We start from the raw sequence: 16433 nt of genomic DNA on the forward strand, positions 1-16433 counted from the left end.
ATCCGCGAGGCGGTCCATCAATGATTCACGAAAGCCAAATAAAGGCAACATGATCGCTCATGGGCCAAGCGTGAATGCTTGTCGCTCCAGCCTGATCGGTTCTGCTCGATTGCGAGCGAAGGTGATCGGCTGGAGCGCCGGAACATGCCCCGTCCTGGGTGGTCATCTACGGCGGCATCAAGGGCTCGAACGCCCCACTACCCCGCGTCGGCCTCCATCATCCGCACCAGGCTGGCGGGCCGCATATCGGTCCACCCAGCCTCGATCGCGTCCAGACACTCCTGACGCGATCCTTCCGGGCCGCCCACACTCCAGCCGCCCGGGATTTCGATGTGCGCCGGCCACAGCGAGTACTGCCCCTCGCCATTCACCAGCGTCACGAACCGCCCCGACTCGTCATCGAAAGGATTGGTCACGACCGTCCCCCCACTTGTTCTCGCACTTTCCACGGCATGTTCATCAGCCTTTTTCGGGCACACCGCAAATCGATGTCCACAGCGACCCGCCGAACCGCCCGCCCCATCACGGTGCGATATCTCGATCACGCGGGGCGAAGATTCGTTACGCCTCGGGATACCGACGTCACACCGACGGCCGAGCGGGACTCCCCCGACTTGGCTCGCTCACGCCAATCACACTAGAGGACTTTCGACGGCCGACGACGCAAATTCAGCCCATTGCCCGCGATTACCCAAAGGGCCCACAACGACCGAGACGCCCCCGAGGCATATGCCAGTCGGGTCACAACGGAAACATTCAGCCACTCCATGTCCCTATTGTGCGAGTATCGCCAAATGCGACCCGTTCAATTTTGGATAGCCGATGGCGTACGCCCGCTGACGTTCTGACACACCGAGATCACACCGCGCTCCCGTACGCCGGGTACGCGCCCCGCCTGCGCCCCGTCTCGCCCAGCCAAGGAGAGGCAATGGGGCGTCCGTCGCACGGCGGGAGACCGGCCGCGCCAAACGCGTCAGTGCGCCACGTCTCCGGAGAGCCAACGCCTGCGGGAGTACTGAGGACACGGCCCAGCAGCGCGTCGCCCCGATCCCGCAGGTCCCCGCCCCCGCTGTGGCGCCCCGACCGACAGGGACTGCCGAGACCAGGGCACAGCCGATCCCGGCGTTTCGGCGGCCGCCACGCGCCTGACGACTTGTCTTCGAGTCCACTCGAAGGTGTTGTCTGGCGGGAGATGTTGTCCGAGCGGATGACGGGTTTCTGGAGGAGCACACCATGACGCAGAAGATCTGGTTCATCACCGGTGCCTCGCGCGGCTTCGGCAGGGAGTGGGCCGTCGCCGCCCTCGAACGCGGCGATTCGGTGGCCGCGACCGCGCGCGACCTCTCCACTCTGGGTGATCTTCGCGAGAAGTACGGAGAACGGCTGCTGCCTCTGCGTCTCGACGTGACGGACCGTGAAGCCGGCTTCGCCGCCGTGCAGCAGGCACACGAACGGTTCGGGCGTCTTGACGTGGTGGTCAACAACGCCGGTTACGGTCACTTCGGCCTGGTCGAGGAGCTCACCGAGGCCGAGGCGCGCGCGCAACTGGACACCAACCTGTTCGGCGCCCTGTGGATCACCCAGGCCGCGCTGCCGCTGCTGCGCGAGCAGGGTAGCGGCCATATTCTCCAGGTCTCTTCCATCGGAGGCATCAGCGCCTTCCCGCTGGTCGGGATCTACCACGCGTCGAAGTGGGCGCTCGAAGGCATCAGCCAGGCACTGGCCCAGGAAGTGGCGCCGTTCGGCATCAAGGTCACGCTGATCGAGCCCGGAGGCTTCGCCACCGATTGGGCGGGTTCGTCGTCGAGCACCTCCCACCCGTTGCCCGCGTACGCCGACTTCCACAAGGAGGTGCAGGAGCAGCGCCGCAAGCGGGTCGGCACACCGGGCGACCCGGCCGCGTCCGCCGCCGCCGTGCTGGAGATCGTCGACGCCGACGAGCCGCCGCTGCGCTGCTTCTTCGGCTCGGCGCCGCTGGGCATCGCCAAGGCCGACTACGAGCAGCGACTCGCCGTCTGGGAGAAGTGGCAGCCCGTAGCAGAGCTGGCGCAGGGCTGAGCCGGGGCCGGACAGGAGCCAGGTGTATTGATCACGAGCGTTGTTGACACTGGCGGGTCTTGAACATGGCGAAGACCTCCGGTGCGCGATCTGTGGCCGGCATGTAGTGGTCCGGAACCGGGCAGCCTGCTCTGTGAACCGCGCCTGTCTCTTCACCGGCGGGATTGTATGGAAGCGACGAAAGCGTCCACCCGGTGGGGTGCCACCACCATCCCCCGCATGCGGCGCATACCCGTCGACTACAGCCGGCCTGCCACCCGTCTCGCCACCCGGCTCGACATGCACCGGCGTCGCCGGCGGCGGCGTGTCAAAACCGTACCCACTGGGAGGTATTTGTGACCCGCCTATCCGCACGGCAGCTCCTCAAGGACGACGCCTTGGGAACTTCCACCCGTTCTTGCGCAGCCTCAACAGGATGAAGACAGCGAACAGCACCCACACTCCGAGGAACGCCCATTTGAACCAGGGCGGACCCTGCCATCGCTCAGCGAGCACGACCATCGACGACGCTGCCACGTGAGAAGACATGGCCTACGGATGCCCTCGCACAGTCGCTCGAATCCCGCGCCACCCGGCTCGCCGCAACGGCACTTCCTGGGGAGAATCCGGTGAGTATCGACCGTCCTGGGGAGCGCGTGGGGAGAATCGGCCGCGTAACGCAGCATGATCCCGAAAGACGCTGATGGGGCCTGTGGCCGCGGCAGGGAATCTTCCGGCGGGTTCGCGGCACCGAGCGCGGTCCTCGGCCGCCGGGGCGGTGCCGGTCACGCCCCCGGGAGGAAGAGGCAGAACAGGTGACCGTGGGGGTCGCGGAGGACCCGCACACCGTCCTGGGGCTGGTGTTCCTCCAGCGTGGCGCCCAGGGCGCAGGCCCGTCCGGTCTCCACGTCCAGGTCGTCCACCTGGATGTCCAGGTGTGCCTGCATCTGCTGGGTGCCCGGTCGCGGCGGCCATACGGGAACGGTGTGTCCGGCCTCCAGCTGGAAGCTCAGGCCCGGCCGCTCCTGTTCGAGCGACCGGAGCCGGACCCACTCCGCGTCCCGGTCCACTTCCTCCCAGCCCAGCAGAGCGCGGTAGAAGTCGGCCAGGGCGGGCGGGTCCGGCGTACCGAGGACGAAAGCGCCGAGCGATGTAGTCATGCTCTTCGCCTTCCCCGGAACGCCCCTTGCCGCACGCGTCCATCGGTGTGCCGTCGGCCGGTGGAACGGCAGGGGGTGACGTTCGCCGCTTCCGCGCCGTGGTGTCAGGCGGTGGGGGCGCCGGGGACCCGGCGCTCGCCGCCGTTGCGTTCCTGCCAGAGCCGGTAGACCTCGGTCGTCCCTTCGTGGGGCGCGTGGCTCATCGGCAGCCTGCGCTCGTCCCAGTTCTTGGCGAACTCTCCGTAGAAGGAGTCGAGTTCGAAGTACTTGCGGTCGTCCACGTAGTACGGCTCGTAGGCGTCGCGGGTGGTCAGGAAGACGACCTCGTCCGGCGAGCAGTAATAGAGGGAGCCCAGGCACATCGGGCAGGGGTGGGCGAGTACGTAGATGGTGGTGCCGGTCAGGTGCTCGGTGCCCAGCTTCGTACAGGCCTCGCGGATGGCGAGGATCTCCGCGTGTGCGGTCGGGTCGTTGGTCTGGGCGACCCGGTTCGGGCTCTCGGCCAGGATCTCGCCGTCCTTGACGATGACGGTGGCGAAGGGGCGGCCGCCTTCGGCGACGTTCCGGCGGGCGATGTCGATGGTGCGCTGTGCGAAGTCCATGGGGTCCTCGGGGTGGTACGTGCGTATGGGGGTGGGGAGGCCGGGGCGGCTCAGAAGGGCCTGGTCGGCAGGTACTTGCCGTCCAGCGTGATGACGGCGCGCTCGCCGCCCTCCGGGTCGGCGACCTTCTTCACGTCCAGGCGGAAGTTGATGGCCGAGATGATGCCGTCACCGAACTGCTCGTGGACCAGGGCCTTCAGGGTGGTGCCGTAGACCTGGAGCATCTCGTGGAACCGGTAGATGGTCGGGTCGGTGGGGATGCCGCCCGGGATGGAGCCCCGGGTCGGGATGGTCTGGAGCAGCATCACCGCTTCGTCGTCCAGGCCGAGGAGCCCGGCGACCGCTTCGGCGGAGGCCTTGGGCAGGGCGTGCTGGCCGAGCACGGCGGCGGTGACGAAGGCGACGGAGAAGCCGGCCGCGTCGGCGATCTGCTGCCAGGACAGGTCCCTGCGCGTCTTGGCCTCCACGGCCGTGACGGCGAGCTGCTGGCGGGCGGTGTTGTCGAACTGGGCGTGCACCATGACGGTGAGGTCCTTTCCTGGGGTGCCGCACCGGGACCGGAGCGGCGGGTCGGGGCGACGGGACAGCGTGTACGGGGGACGTGGTGGTTTCGGGGACGTGGTGGTCCGGGGGTCAGGACACCGCGGCCGGTGCCGGGGCGCCGGACGGGTCCAGCCGGGTGATCGCGCCGGTGGGGATGTCGTAGACCCAGCCGTGCAGCGTCACCTCGCGTGCCGCCAGCGCCCTGGCCACCGAGGGGTGGGTGGCCAGACCGGCGAGCTGGGCCAGGACGTTGCCCCGCACCAGCGCGTCCACCCCGGACCCGGCGGTGCGGGCCACGGAGGCGTCCGCGTGGCGCAGCCAGCCGGCGACGGTCGGCAGGGCGCTCAGGTCGTGGCCCTCGGCCAGGGCCGTCATGGCGCCGCAGGCGGAGTGGCCGCACACGACGATGTCCGTGACACCCAGGACGGCCACCGCGTACTCGATGCTCGCCGCCACTCCGTCGGCGCCGGGGGTGTAGGCCGGGACGAGGTTGCCCGCGGTCCGGATCACGAACAGCTCACCCGGCTCGCTGCCGGTGATCAGCTCGGGCACCACGCGGGCGTCGGAGCAGCTGATGAACAGTGTCGTGGGCGTGTGCGTGCTCGCCAGGTGGGCGAAGAGCTCCGCCTTGGCCGGGAAGACGTCCCGGCGGAAACGCGCGACGCCTGCTGCGAGGTCGTGCACGGTGACTCCCTTCGGTGGCTTGTCGGCCCGTCGGGCTGACGAGATCCACCATGCATGACCTGTATCTATAGTGTCCAAGACGCAATATCCATACCTGCCATAGATGTGATCTATTCTTGGAGGTATGGCCCTGGAACTGCGTCATCTGCGCTATCTGCTCGCCGTCGCGGAACACGCCGGCTTCACCCGGGCGGCCGAGGAGCTGCACATCTCCCAGCCCACCCTGTCCCAGCAGATCAAGCAGCTGGAGCGGACGGTGGGCGTCCAGCTGTTCGACCGCTCCGGCCGCGCGGTCCGGCTGACCGACGCGGGTGAGACGTACGCGCACTACGCCCGCCGCGCCCTCCAGGACCTCGCCGCCGCCGAACGTGCCGTCCTCGACGTGCGGGACCTCTCCCGCGGCGCCCTGCGGCTGGCCATGACGCCGACCTTCACGGCGTATCTCGTCGGCCCGCTGGCCGAGCTGCTCCACACCCGCCACCCGGGGATCACGCTGGATGTCCGGGAGCTGCCCCAGGACCGCATCGAATCGGCGCTGCTGGCCGACGAACTGGACCTCGGCATCGCCTTCCACGGCCCGCACCTGCCGGGCATCGGCGCGACCGACCTGTTCACCGAGACGCTGAGCCTGGTCGTCGGCCCCCGCCACCCCCGCGCGGGGAGCACCCGGGCACTGCCGGTGACGAGCCTCACCGGGCAGCCCCTCGCCCTGCTCAGCGACGACTTCGCCACCCGGGGCCACATCGACGCCTACTTCACCCGGCACCGCACGACACCGTCGGTCGCGGTGGAGGCCAACTCCATCAGTGCCCTCACCGAGATCGTCCGGCGCACCCCGCTGGCCACGGTCCTGCCGGACGCGATCACCCGCGACCACCCCCACCTCAGCCCCGTCCCCCTCACCCCGGCCCTGCCCTCGCGCACGGTCGCACTGCTGCGCCGCGAAGCCTCCTATCAGAGCTCCGCGGCGCAGGAGTTCACCCGGCTCACGCACGACTGGGTCAGGACCGCCCTGGACGCCTGACGGCCGGGCCGGGGCTGCGATCAGCGCCGGGCGCCCCCGGTGGCGGACGCGCCGCCCAGCCACTTCAGCCCGTCCACGACGAAGCGGTTCTGGGTCTCGCTCGCGAAGGTCGAGGACAGGGTCGTGTTCGACCCGTAGTCCATGGCGTTGTGGCCGAAGTTGGCGTACAGCATCCGGTAGCCGGTGTTGGTCCACAGGATCGGGTAGTCGCCGCTGTACCAGGACTGGTCGGGGTCCGTGCCGAGCGGGAAACTGACCGGGTCGACGGAGGCCAGGACCTTGATGTCCGGGTTGTCGCGCAGGTTGTTGGACCAGGAGTACCACTCGCTCACCGACGAGGTGAAGGTGGCGGGCAGGCCCGTGGTGGAGGGGTGGCCCCGGTCCTCGGTGCGCAGCACCGAGGTGGTCGGGCCCCAGGTGTTCGACCTGAAGTTGCCGCTGCCCAGGAACTGGTCGTAGTACCAGGGCCAGTTCTGGGCCTCGGTGGTGAACGCGGAGACGTGGAAGCCCATCCAGGCGCCGCCGGAGCGCATGTACCGCTCGAATCCGGAGCGCTGGGACGCGGTCTGCGAGGCGTCGTCGAGGAACAGCACGACCTGGTACTGGTCGCGGGTGATGCTGTTCAGCCGGGACCAGTCGTTGGTGGAGGTGTACGAGAAGTCGTTGGCCGCCGCCGTGGTGGGGAACCAGCGGTTGGCTTCCTGGACGAAGCTGATGTGCGCCGCGTCCCAGGTGCCGTTGTAGAAGGCGATCACCTTGAAGGCGGGGGCCTTCGCCGCCGAGTGCGCGGGGGCGGCGGTGAGTCCGAGCAGGAGCGCCGGCAGCAGGAGCAGCCGCAGGAGCAGCCGGCCGACGCCTCCGCGGCGCCGGGCCGTGGGCCTGGTGGTGTGGGTGTTCATTCGAATGCGTCCCTTCCGAACCTGTGGGGGGCCGGGCCGGATCCAGTGGTGTCCGGATCCGGCCCGGTGCGTCATGAGGACGTCGCGCGGAACTGCCGGGGGCTGGTCAGGGCTGGCTGACGAGATTCGCCACGTTGGAGGCGGAGTTGGAGGGGCCGCCCCGCCCGTTGATGACGTGGCGGATCGTTCCGGTGCCGCCGAGCGAGACGGTCACCATGCTCTGGAACCGCACGTCCGGGTTGTTCGGGACCTCGAAGGCGTGCTCGGCCGTCACGCCCGGGTTGGAGCTGAAGAAGCAGTAGCTGCCGAGCCCGTAGGCCTGATGGCTGGTGACCGAGTCGGCGACCTTGTAGGCGGCGTAGCCCTGGGTGGAGCCGTTCATCCAGGACGCCTGGTCCGGCACGTCGTACGGCATCTCGTTCTGGTAGAAGTACGTGCGCCCGCCGTTGCCGTTCCAGATCGTCTGGTGCTTCTGGTAGTGCTCGACGAAGAGCCCGTACATCGTCACGTCGTCGCCGTTGACGACGAGTCCGGTGTCCGCCTTGTTGCTGTTCCAGCCGATGCCGCTGCCGTGGTCGCCGCGCCAGATCCACATGTGGTCGCCGATGACGTTGTCGCTGTTGACCACCAGGCTGGTGGTCGCCCGGCCCACGGCGGCGCCGCCGACCCGGAAGAAGACGTCGTGCAGCGAGGTCGGGTTCGCCGCGTGCGAGGCCGACGAGCCGGCCGGGCCGACCTCCATCAGGGTCGACGAGTTCGTCGTGCCCGCGTCGAGGAGGATGCCGGCGACCTTGACCCCGTCGACGTCGGCCACCGTCATCGCGGTGACCCCGTTGTCCGGGATGAACGTGGCGAGGCCGAGCCCGAGCACGACCGTGTCGGGCCTGGTCACCTTCAGGGTCTGGTCGAGGTGGTAGACGCCCGGGGTGACGAGCAGGTTCTTCCCCTCGGCCAGCGCGGCGTTGATCTGCGCGGCCGTGGCTCCCGCCTTCACGACGAAGAACTTGTCCATGCCGATCGAGGTGCCCGCGGCGTTGCCGCCCGCCCACGTGGTGCCCGAGGCGTTGTTGCGGACGGCCGGTACGAACACCTGGTAGGCGCCGTTGCCGTCCACGTACAGGAAGGGCTTCTCGCGGACCACCGGGGCCTGGTTCACCGTCGTGTACGGCGGGTTGGGGAAGCTGGTGGCCGGGACGCCCTGGCTGCCGACGAAGACCATGTTCCAGTTGGAGCCGGTCCAGCTGCCGAGCGTGGAGTTGCGGGTGATCCACTGCTGCTGCGTGCCGGACCGCACCTGGCCGTCGATCTTGGTGTCGGCCATGAATCCGCCGCTGGCCCAGCCGCCGTCGTCCAGGGCCAGATTGCCCCGGACGTGCATGCGCCGGTACGGGGCGGCCTGGGAGACGGCCCAGCGGTCGGTGCCGCCGGTCGGGTTCACCGAGAGGTTCTCGGCGCCGCGCCAGAAGTTCTGGGTGGCGTTCTGCGGCGGGAACCAGTCCGCCTCGGCGTGGACGGCGCCGTTGATCGTCACCGAGTCGGGCGACTGCCCCAGCCCGAGGACCTGGGTGTAGAAGCCCACGTTGACGTCGTTGCTGTACGTACCCGGCTTGAACATCACCGCGTAGCGCTGGTTGCCGAACTGGTTGGTCTCCTGCTGGCGGAAGATCGAGTCGAGCCGGCCCTGGATGGTGGCGGAGGGCATCGACGGATCGAAGACCACCACGTTGGGGCCGAGGTCCGTATCGCCGGGCGCGGTGCTCACCGGGGTGACCTGGAAGCGCTGGGCGGCGGAGTTGTTGCAGGTGTACTGGACGAGCTGGACGCTGTCGGCCGTCGAGGCGGCGGGCACGTCGAGGCACTTCCCGCTGTTGCGGTTGACGAAGTGGTAGGCGCCGCCGCCCTCGTCGACCGGCTGCCACTGCTGATTGGCACCGTTGCTGTACGTCCAGAGCTGGACGGCGGCGCTGTCGGCGGTGGACACGTCGGTGACGTCCACCGCCTGGTTGGCGTCGTTGCGGTTGTTGATGCGCACATAGCCACCGCTGGTCGCGGTCAGGCTCCACTGCTGGGCGGTGGAGCTGTTGCAGGTGTACTGCTGGACGGCGGTGCCGTTGACGGTCGCGGCGGCCCTGGCGTCCAGGCACTTGCCGCTGCCGCTGTTGACGACGGTGGCCCAGCCGGTGGGCAGCGCCGCGGCGGCGGCCGGGGCGGGGGCGGCCCGGACGGCGGCCGGGGCGGGGGTGGCGGCCAGGACCGACCCGGCCAGCGCGCCGGCCACCAGCACGGAGGTCAGTGCCCGCCGTCTGCGGGTGGGCGAGGGGCCGGCCGGGCCGTCCCCGGTGGGCCTTCGGACAGATCTGAGCACGGTTGTCTCCTGTGCGGTGGACGACGCGTCGGGCAGGGCGGTCAGCCGGTGTACCGGGCGGTCACCCGGTACACCGGACGGTCAGCCCGCGTACTGGGCGAACACCTTCGTGAAGTCCCAGGGCTGCTGCGAGACGCCCGAGCAGGTGTCGGCGCCGCCGCCGGCGCACGGGCGGTCCCGGTTGACGGACCAGAAGGTGAGCCGGGCCAGGTGGCGCTGCTGGGCGTAGGCCAGGATGGTGCGGAAGTCCGCGACCGTCACCGTCTCGTTGTCGTCGGTGATGCCGTTCATCGAGGAGATCCCGGTGTGCCGGTAGGCCTGGTCGTCCGTGTACCCGTAGGCGTTCTTGACCACGTTCTTCAGCCCCTCGGCGGCGCTGACGGTGAGGTTGCCCATGTTCTGGCCCGCCCCGCCGAAGTCGAACGGCATGATCGTCCAGCTGTCCACGGTAAGCCCGGAGGCCGACGCCTTGCGGATCATGCTGTCGTCGGGCCCGCTCTGGCCTGTGCCGAAGGTGACGTACACCTTGATGCCCGGGTTGGCGGCCTTCACCGTCTTCAGCGCGTCGACCGTGCGCTGCTGCACCGTGGCGCTGGCGTACGCGTCGGCCTCGATGTCGATGTCGATCGCCTTCAGCCCGTAGGCGTTGATCACCTTCTGGTACGCGGCCGCCAGCTCACCGGCGCTGGAGCAGGAGCTCTCCAGCTTGTTGCCGCTCCAGCCGCCGAAGGACGGGATGACGTCGCCGCCCGCCGCCCGGACGGTGTTCACCGTCTGCTGGTCGACCCCGCCGGTCAGCGGCCTGCCGCCGTCCCACTGCGGGTTGCAGTAGCCGTTGCTGAGGACGAAGGCGAGCGTGAACCACTTGACGCCGGTGGCGTTCATGACGGTGGTCGGACTGGGCGGGCTGCCCCAGCCGTTGTAGAGGTACGGTGCGACCGCCATCGCCCCGGGCGTCCCCGGGTCTCCGCCGCCTCCGTCCACGGCTGGCGCGGTCCACTTCTGGTTGGCGGCGCCGGTGCAGGTCCAGATCTGGAGCCGGGTGCCGTTGGCCGAACTGTTCCCCGTGGCATCCAGGCACTTGTCCGCCTGCGGATTCACGATGTCGCGCGCACCACTGACCGCCCAGCGCTGGGCTGCGGAGCCGTTGCAGTCCCACAGCTGGACGACGGACCCGTTGGCCGTGCCACCTGACGCGACGTCAAGACACTTGCCCAGCGCCTTGACCGTCCCGTCACTGCCAAGACTCCACTGCTGGGCGGTAGTGCCGTTGCAGTCGTAGAGCTGGACGGGAGTGCCGTTGGCCGTGGCGCCCGCGGCGACGTCCAGGCATTTCCCGCCGACCCCGGTGATCCGTCCGGTGGCCTGGGCGGCGCCCAGGGCGGGCGAGCCGGTCAGCCCGGCGAGCAGCGCCGCGGCGGCCACCACTCCCAGTGCGCTCCGTACGGCGGGCGCTCGCCCACGCAGCAGGTATCGGCGCATCAGCTGTTCACCGTCCACTTCTGGTTGGTCGCGCCGGTGCAGGTCCAGATCTGGAGCCGGGTGCCGTTGGCCGAACTGTTCCCCGTGACGTCCAGGCACTTGTCCGCCTGCGGATTCACGATGTCGCGCGCACCACTGACCGCCCAGCGCTGGGCGGCGGAGCCGTTGCAGTCCCACAGCTGGACGACGGACCCGTTGGCCGTACCGCCCGACGCGACGTCAAGGCACTTGCCAAGGGCTCTGATCGTCCCGTCGCCCCCGACACTCCACTTCTGGGCGGCGGAGCCGTTGCAGTCGTAGAGCTGGACGGGAGTGCCGTTGGCGCTGTTCGCCGCGGCCACGTCGACGCACTTTCCGGCCAGGCCGGTGATGGTGCCCGAACCGGCCGGGGGCTGGGTGTCGCTGGTGGTGACGCGGACGTGGTCGACGACGAGTTGCTGGGGGAAGGTGGTGTTGCCGTCGGGGTCGCCGGGCCAGTAGCCGCCGACGGCGAGGTTGAGGATGAGGAAGAAGGGCTTGTTGAAGGCCCAGGTGTTGCCGCCGGTGTCGGCGGGGGTGCGGTGCTGGTAGACGTTGCCGTCGACGGACCAGGTGACGGAGTCGGGGGCCCAGTCGATGGCGAAGGTGTGGAAGTCGTCGGCGAAGGCCTGGCCACCGGGGAGGCTGTAGCCGGCGCCGACGCCGGCGGAGCCGGAGTAGCCGGGGCCGTGCAGGGTGCCGTGGACGGTGCTGGGTTCGAAGCCGACGTTCTCCATGATGTCGATCTCGCCGGAGTTGGGCCAGCCGACCTGTCCGATGTCGTCGCCGAGCATCCAGAAGGCGGGCCACATGCCCTGGCCGCGCGGGATCTTCATCCGGGCCTCGACGTGGCCGTAGGTCTGGGTGAACTTGCCCGAGGTGTTCAGCCGCGCCGAGGTGTACTGACAGGTGCCGTACCAGCACTGGTAGTTCTTGGGGTTCTCCTTGCGCGCGGTGATGACCAGATGACCCTGGCCGTCCAGCGCGGCGTTGCTGTTCCCGGCGGTGTAGTACTGCCGCTCGTGGTTGTCGACGTTGTCACCGGTCTCGATCTGCCATCGGGAGCCGTTGACCGCCGAGCCGGCGGAGCCGTCGAACTCCTCGTCGAACGTCATGGCGGCCGAGGCCGCCGCGTCCGAGAGGGCGGGTGACCGCTCGTGAGCGCCACCGCCCACGAGGGCGGTCGTGACCAGCGCAAGGGTCAGGGCCGAAAGTGCGGAGCGCAGCAAACGCCGCGACAAGCGGGGGGAGTCCATGACTCTCCCTTCCGGTGTGTGAGGGGAAGAAGACCTGTCATGCATATGACATGACAGACGCAGGGCGCGTTGGGCATGCCGAAGCTGCGCCGACCGGGGCGGGGTGCCGTTCAAGAGGTGGGGCGAGAACCGGGGTGCGAGGGGGGCGGCAGGCACGTGCTGTGGGGGCGCTGTGGGACTGCTGTGCACGAGGCTTAATTCACTACGTGATTTAAGAAGTGAACCAATGGACTGTCAAGACCCTGGTCTGTACCAGTGCACGTTCACACACCCACCCCGTCCGGCTTGGGCGGACATGCCTCAGGTGTCCGGGCCGTCACTCACGGCGATCCGGTGAACTGGCGCCGCGTGAACAAGAGTCAAAGACTGCAAGCCCTGTCCATGGCCACGACCGTCGGCCTCATGACGCCGGAATCGCCGCGGCCCGCGCATCGGACACCCGGGATCAGGCCGGGTCACCGGCCCACCGCACATGCAGGTGGCCCGGCACCGGGAAGGAGGGCGGCAGGGCCGGGAGGATCTGGCGAAACCCGTACCGGGCCTTCTCCGCGACCCGGCACGAGGCCGGATTGTCCACCTGGTGCAGCAGCTTGACGCACTCCAGGCCGTCTGCCCCGAAGCTCTCGAAGGCCCAGCGGGTGACGGCCTCGAGAGCGCGAGGAGCCACTCCGCGGCCCCGGGCGTGCGCCGCCGTCCAGTAGCCGGCCTCCGCGGACTCCTGGCCGAGATCCCCCCGCTTGATGACCACACTGCCCGCCAACGCGCCTCCACCGGGGCCCGGCCGGTCCTCCTGCACGGCGAAGCCCAGCCGCTCGCCGGTGACCCAGCCGCTCCGCTGGACCTCCAGCCACGCCCGGACGTCCTCGGCGCTCTCCATGGGGCCGCGCGCCCCGCGGCGCAACGCGGGATCCCGGAACGCCTCGACCAGCGGCCCGATGTCCGCCTCGCCCCAGGGGCGCAGCAGGAGTGCGGGGGCGCACGGTGTCGCGTCCACCCGCAGGGTGGTGTTCATCGAAGTCCTCCCCGGACGGTTCACCCGATCCTCCCGCATCCGGTGAACCGTGGTGCGAACGGCCACAGAACCGCGCGTCCGGCGGAACACCACCCACCGCCAGAGGGGTAAGGTTAGGCTTACCTAACTCGCATCCGTTCCGCAGGGAGTCCCCTTGAACACCGACACCGTCCCGGCCGGACCGACCGACGCGGAGCAGGTCCGCACGGTGCTGTCCCGCGCGACCTCGCTCTCCCTCACCACCACCGGGCAGGCCTACGACCTGATCGGGCTCCACTCGGTCAGCACGGGCGGGCAGGTCACCCTCCACCCCCGCCCAGACAGTCCGTTGGCACGAGAGGCCGCCGAAGCTCCCCTGGGCAGCCTCGCCGCCCTCCTGCAGTTCACCGACATCGCCCCCACCCCGCTGCGCGACCGCGTCCGCGCCAGGGTGACGGTCTCCGGCCGGCTGGCCCCGGAGGCGGACGGCGCGCTCCGGCTGGACTCGGCGCGAATCTCGCTGCGGACCCCGGCGGGCGCGCGGGATGTCGGGCTGGACGAGATCGCCCTCGCCGAGCCCGATCCGCTGGCCGCGGAGGAGGCCGACATGCTGACCCATCTGGCCGACTCGCACGAGGAGTTGATGGCCGACCTGCTCGGACTCGCGGGCTCCCGGCTGCCGCGCGGCATGGTCCGCGCACTCCCCCTCGCGCTGGACCGGCACGGCATCACCCTGCGCTGCGAATACGAATCCGGCCACTGCGACCTCCAGTTGCTCTTCCCGGCACTCGCGCACGACGCCACGGACGCCGGCGAGCAGATCCGGCGGCTTCTCACCGCACCTCGGAGTTGCGCGCACCAGCAGCACCACTCCCACCCCTGATCCCTTTCGGCACAAGAAACTTAGGTTAGGCTTCACTAAGTCATAGTGAATCCTCGCGCCACGGCCGGATCGCCGGATCATCAGGGGAGGGGCCGGTCATGGGCCTGCCAGTCATCGAGTCCTACGACATGCCCGACGTTACGGCCCTCCCCCGCTCCTGGCCCTCCTGGACCATCGACCCCGACCGGGCCGCGCTGCTCGTCCACGACATGCAGAACCACTTCGTCCGGGCGTTCCCGCCGGGGCGCTCGCCGGTCGTGCAACTGGTCGAGAACATCGCCGCGTTGCGGGAGCTGGCCGGAACGCTCGGCATGCCCGTCGTCTTCAGCGCCGAACCCGCCGCCCAGTCGCCGGGCAGGCGGGGGCTCGTCGCGGACGTCTGGGGACCCGGCATCGGCAGCGGCCCGGGCGACTCCGCCATCATCGAGGCCCTGGTGCCCCGGCCGGGCGAGCACGTGCTGCCCAATGTGCGCCCCAACGCCTTCCTGCACAGCCATCTCAGCCGGCTGCTGCGCTCGACGGGCCGCGATCAGCTGATCCTTTGCGGCGTGCACGCCCACCTGGGCGTGCTGCTGACCGCCGCGGACGCCTTCATGAACGACATTCAGCCCTTTGTCGTCGCCGACGCCGTGGCCGACTTCTCCGCCGAGGAGCACTCCATGGCGCTTCGCTGGGCGGCTCGCAGCGCGGTGGTCCGCACGACGGACGGCCTGCTGCGCGATCTGCTGCTCGGCCGGGTCCGCCACGACGCGTGACGGCACCCCCACCTCAGAAGAGACGGAAGAAGATGACCGCACGGGTCGCGACGGCCGAAACCGGCCTCCATGAACAGTCACCACGGCGCGGCGACGGGATACGGACGGACCCGCGTCCGGGGACGGCCCTGCCCAAGGAGACGCGGGGCCGGGTGGTGGTGGTCAAGTTCGGCGGCAACGCCATGGTGGACGAATCCCTCCAGGAGACGTTCGCGCGCGATGTCGTGGAGCTGTGGCACTGCGGGCTGCACCCGGTGGTGGTTCATGGCGGCGGGCCGCAGATCAGTGCGATGCTCGACCGCCTCGGCCTGGAGGTCCGCTTCGAGGCAGGCCTGCGGGTGACCACCGAGGAGACCCTCGACGTGGTGCGCATGGTGCTGACGGGGCGGGTCCAGCGTGAGCTGGTCGGTGCGATCAACGCGCACGGGCCGTTCGCCGTGGGCCTGTCGGGCGAGGACGCGCACACCATGACGGCCGTGCGCCGCTCCGGCCGGGTGAACGGGCTGCCGGTCGACATCGGCCTGGTAGGTGACATCGTCAACGTGGCCCCGGACACCGTCCGTTCGCTGCTGGAGCTGGGCCGCATCCCGGTGGTTTCACCCCTCGCGCGCGGCACCGAGGGGGAGGTCTACAACGTCAACGCCGATCTCGCGGCTTCGGCCCTGGCGGTCGCCCTCGGTGCCGAGCGGCTGGTGATGCTCACCGATGTCGAGGGGCTGTACGCGGACTGGCCGCACAGCACGGAGGTCATCGAGCGCCTGACGGCGGCCGAACTGTCCGGCCTGCTCCCCGGGCTGGCGAGCGGGATGCTCCCGAAGATGGAGGGCTGTCTGCGGGCGGTGCGCGCCGGGGTGGGGCGGGCGCAGGTGCTGGACGGCCGGGTCCCGCACGCCGTGCTGCGCGGCGTCCTGGACGAGCGGAGCCCCGGAACCACGGTTTTCCCGGACGCGTGACGCCTCGTACGTGACGCGCGCGTGGTGGCGTGCCCCGGCCTCCGGGGCACGCCACCGCTGTCACAGGGCGCGGGCGAGAACGCGCGCACCTCGCCGGGGATCCAGTGTGCGCGCCCAGGCGCGTGGGGCCAGCCCGTGAGGGACCGGCGCGAAGCCGTGGCGGAGGAAGAGCCGCCCGCTGCCGGTCGTCGCGGTGAACAGCGCCGCCAGTGACTGCGCCCGCGCCCCGGTGAGCGCCGCGCCCAGCAGCCGTGCGCCCAGGCCGCTGCCCTGCCTCGGCCGGGCGACACAGAAGTTGTAGAGGACGCCCGCGGCTGCCGCGCCGGGTTCCGCGTCGGGTTCCGCGCCGGGTTCCGCGTCGGGGTGGACCCGCAGCGCGAGGCAGCCGTGCAGGACGCCACCGGGCTCCTCGGCCACCAGGAAGTCGGCCGCCCGGTCCGCGTAGACGTCGAACGGCCGCCGGCGCAGCGCTCCCGCGCGGACGAACGGCTCGGAGAGCGCGACGAGGGCGGCGGCGTCGCCAGGGCTCGCCCGGCGCACCCGGAGCGGGTCGGGGAGGGATGCGTCCCGCAGGTGCGCAGACGTGACTGAGGGGCGCGGTGTGGCCGTGATCAAGGCGTTCCTTCCTCGGGTTCCACCGTGCGCGAAGAGCGGCCGGATCGCCGCGGGTCCCCGGTGAACCATCACGAGTTAGGTTAGCCTTACCTAACTGCAATGGCCAAGTCGGCACCCCGGGGACGGCGTCGCTCCGCGCCGGGACCGCGAGCGGGCTCGCCGGCGC

General features: G+C 70.1%; 15 protein-coding genes and 1 pseudogene. 5 read left to right on the top strand and 11 right to left on the bottom strand.

Annotation, left to right across the window (positions count from 1 at the left end; all coding sequences use genetic code 11):
• Positions 1-197: 197 nt before the first annotated feature.
• The gene (locus ACGFU6_RS04815; RefSeq protein WP_393608080.1) at positions 198-416 is read right to left on the bottom strand and encodes an MbtH family protein; all 219 of its coding nucleotides are present in this window, start codon (positions 414-416) and stop codon (positions 198-200) included.
• Positions 417-1233: 817 nt separating this feature from the next.
• Between ACGFU6_RS04815 and ACGFU6_RS04820 the strand changes: the two genes are divergently transcribed.
• Positions 1234-2058, top strand: a complete 825-nt coding sequence (locus tag ACGFU6_RS04820; RefSeq protein WP_393608081.1) for an SDR family oxidoreductase — start codon at positions 1234-1236, stop codon at positions 2056-2058.
• A 764-nt stretch (positions 2059-2822) separates the two neighbouring features.
• Here ACGFU6_RS04820 and ACGFU6_RS04825 read toward each other — a convergent pair.
• From ACGFU6_RS04825 to ACGFU6_RS04840, 4 genes are all read right to left on the bottom strand, one after another.
• Positions 2823-3197 carry a VOC family protein gene (locus ACGFU6_RS04825; protein WP_393608082.1) on the bottom strand — a complete coding sequence of 125 codons (375 nt, stop codon included), beginning with the start codon at positions 3195-3197 and terminating at the stop codon, positions 2823-2825.
• 104 nt (positions 3198-3301) lie between these two features.
• A complete protein-coding gene (locus tag ACGFU6_RS04830; RefSeq protein WP_393608083.1) occupies positions 3302-3799 on the bottom strand; it encodes a nucleoside deaminase in 498 nt (165 codons plus the stop codon).
• A gap of 50 nt (positions 3800-3849) precedes the next feature.
• Positions 3850-4320 carry a cyanase gene (gene cynS / locus ACGFU6_RS04835; RefSeq protein WP_393608084.1) on the bottom strand — a complete coding sequence of 157 codons (471 nt, stop codon included), beginning with the start codon at positions 4318-4320 and terminating at the stop codon, positions 3850-3852.
• A gap of 112 nt (positions 4321-4432) precedes the next feature.
• A complete protein-coding gene (locus ACGFU6_RS04840; protein ID WP_393608085.1) occupies positions 4433-5026 on the bottom strand; it encodes a carbonic anhydrase in 594 nt (197 codons plus the stop codon).
• Positions 5027-5150: 124 nt separating this feature from the next.
• On the opposite strand from ACGFU6_RS04840, the gene cynR reads away from it, so the two are divergent.
• Positions 5151-6050, top strand: coding sequence for a transcriptional regulator CynR (gene cynR / locus ACGFU6_RS04845; protein ID WP_393608086.1), 900 nt, complete (start codon positions 5151-5153; stop codon positions 6048-6050).
• Positions 6051-6088: 38 nt separating this feature from the next.
• On the opposite strand, the pseudogene ACGFU6_RS04850 reads toward cynR, so the two are convergent.
• The 5 genes and pseudogenes from ACGFU6_RS04850 to ACGFU6_RS04870 form a co-directional block, all read right to left on the bottom strand.
• A pseudogene (locus ACGFU6_RS04850) lies at positions 6089-6949 on the bottom strand (ThuA domain-containing protein); the annotation flags it as partial.
• A gap of 106 nt (positions 6950-7055) precedes the next feature.
• Positions 7056-9200: an RICIN domain-containing protein gene (locus ACGFU6_RS04855; RefSeq protein WP_393608373.1), complete on the bottom strand. Its 2145-nt coding sequence runs from the start codon at positions 9198-9200 to the stop codon at positions 7056-7058.
• A gap of 195 nt (positions 9201-9395) precedes the next feature.
• Positions 9396-10796 (bottom strand): ricin-type beta-trefoil lectin domain protein, encoded by a 1401-nt coding sequence (locus tag ACGFU6_RS04860; protein ID WP_393608375.1) that lies wholly within the window; start codon positions 10794-10796, stop codon positions 9396-9398.
• Positions 10796-12070: a ricin-type beta-trefoil lectin domain protein gene (locus tag ACGFU6_RS04865; RefSeq protein ID WP_393608087.1), complete on the bottom strand. Its 1275-nt coding sequence runs from the start codon at positions 12068-12070 to the stop codon at positions 10796-10798. The genes ACGFU6_RS04860 and ACGFU6_RS04865 overlap by 1 nt, the downstream gene beginning before the upstream one ends.
• A 445-nt stretch (positions 12071-12515) precedes the next feature.
• Positions 12516-13082 carry a GNAT family N-acetyltransferase gene (locus tag ACGFU6_RS04870; RefSeq protein WP_393608088.1) on the bottom strand — a complete coding sequence of 189 codons (567 nt, stop codon included), beginning with the start codon at positions 13080-13082 and terminating at the stop codon, positions 12516-12518.
• A gap of 154 nt (positions 13083-13236) precedes the next feature.
• On the opposite strand from ACGFU6_RS04870, the gene ACGFU6_RS04875 reads away from it, so the two are divergent.
• The 3 genes from ACGFU6_RS04875 (at position 13237) to argB (ending at position 15652) form a co-directional block, all read left to right on the top strand.
• On the top strand, positions 13237-13944 hold the full coding sequence (locus tag ACGFU6_RS04875) for a DUF2470 domain-containing protein (protein WP_393608089.1): 708 nt from the start codon (positions 13237-13239) through the stop codon (positions 13942-13944).
• Between the two features lie 98 nt (positions 13945-14042).
• The gene (locus ACGFU6_RS04880; RefSeq protein ID WP_393608090.1) at positions 14043-14699 is read left to right on the top strand and encodes an isochorismatase family protein; all 657 of its coding nucleotides are present in this window, start codon (positions 14043-14045) and stop codon (positions 14697-14699) included.
• 32 nt (positions 14700-14731) lie between these two features.
• Positions 14732-15652, top strand: a complete 921-nt coding sequence (argB, locus tag ACGFU6_RS04885) for an acetylglutamate kinase (RefSeq protein WP_393608091.1) — start codon at positions 14732-14734, stop codon at positions 15650-15652.
• Between the two features lie 60 nt (positions 15653-15712).
• On the opposite strand, the gene ACGFU6_RS04890 is transcribed toward argB, so the two are convergent.
• Entirely contained in the window at positions 15713-16267 is a 555-nt protein-coding gene (locus ACGFU6_RS04890) for a GNAT family N-acetyltransferase (protein ID WP_393608092.1), read from the bottom strand.
• Between the last annotated feature and the right edge of the window lie 166 nt (positions 16268-16433).

The sequence above is a fragment of the Streptomyces sp. NPDC048462 genome (assembly GCF_043200175.1).
Classification (GTDB): domain Bacteria; phylum Actinomycetota; class Actinomycetes; order Streptomycetales; family Streptomycetaceae; genus Streptomyces.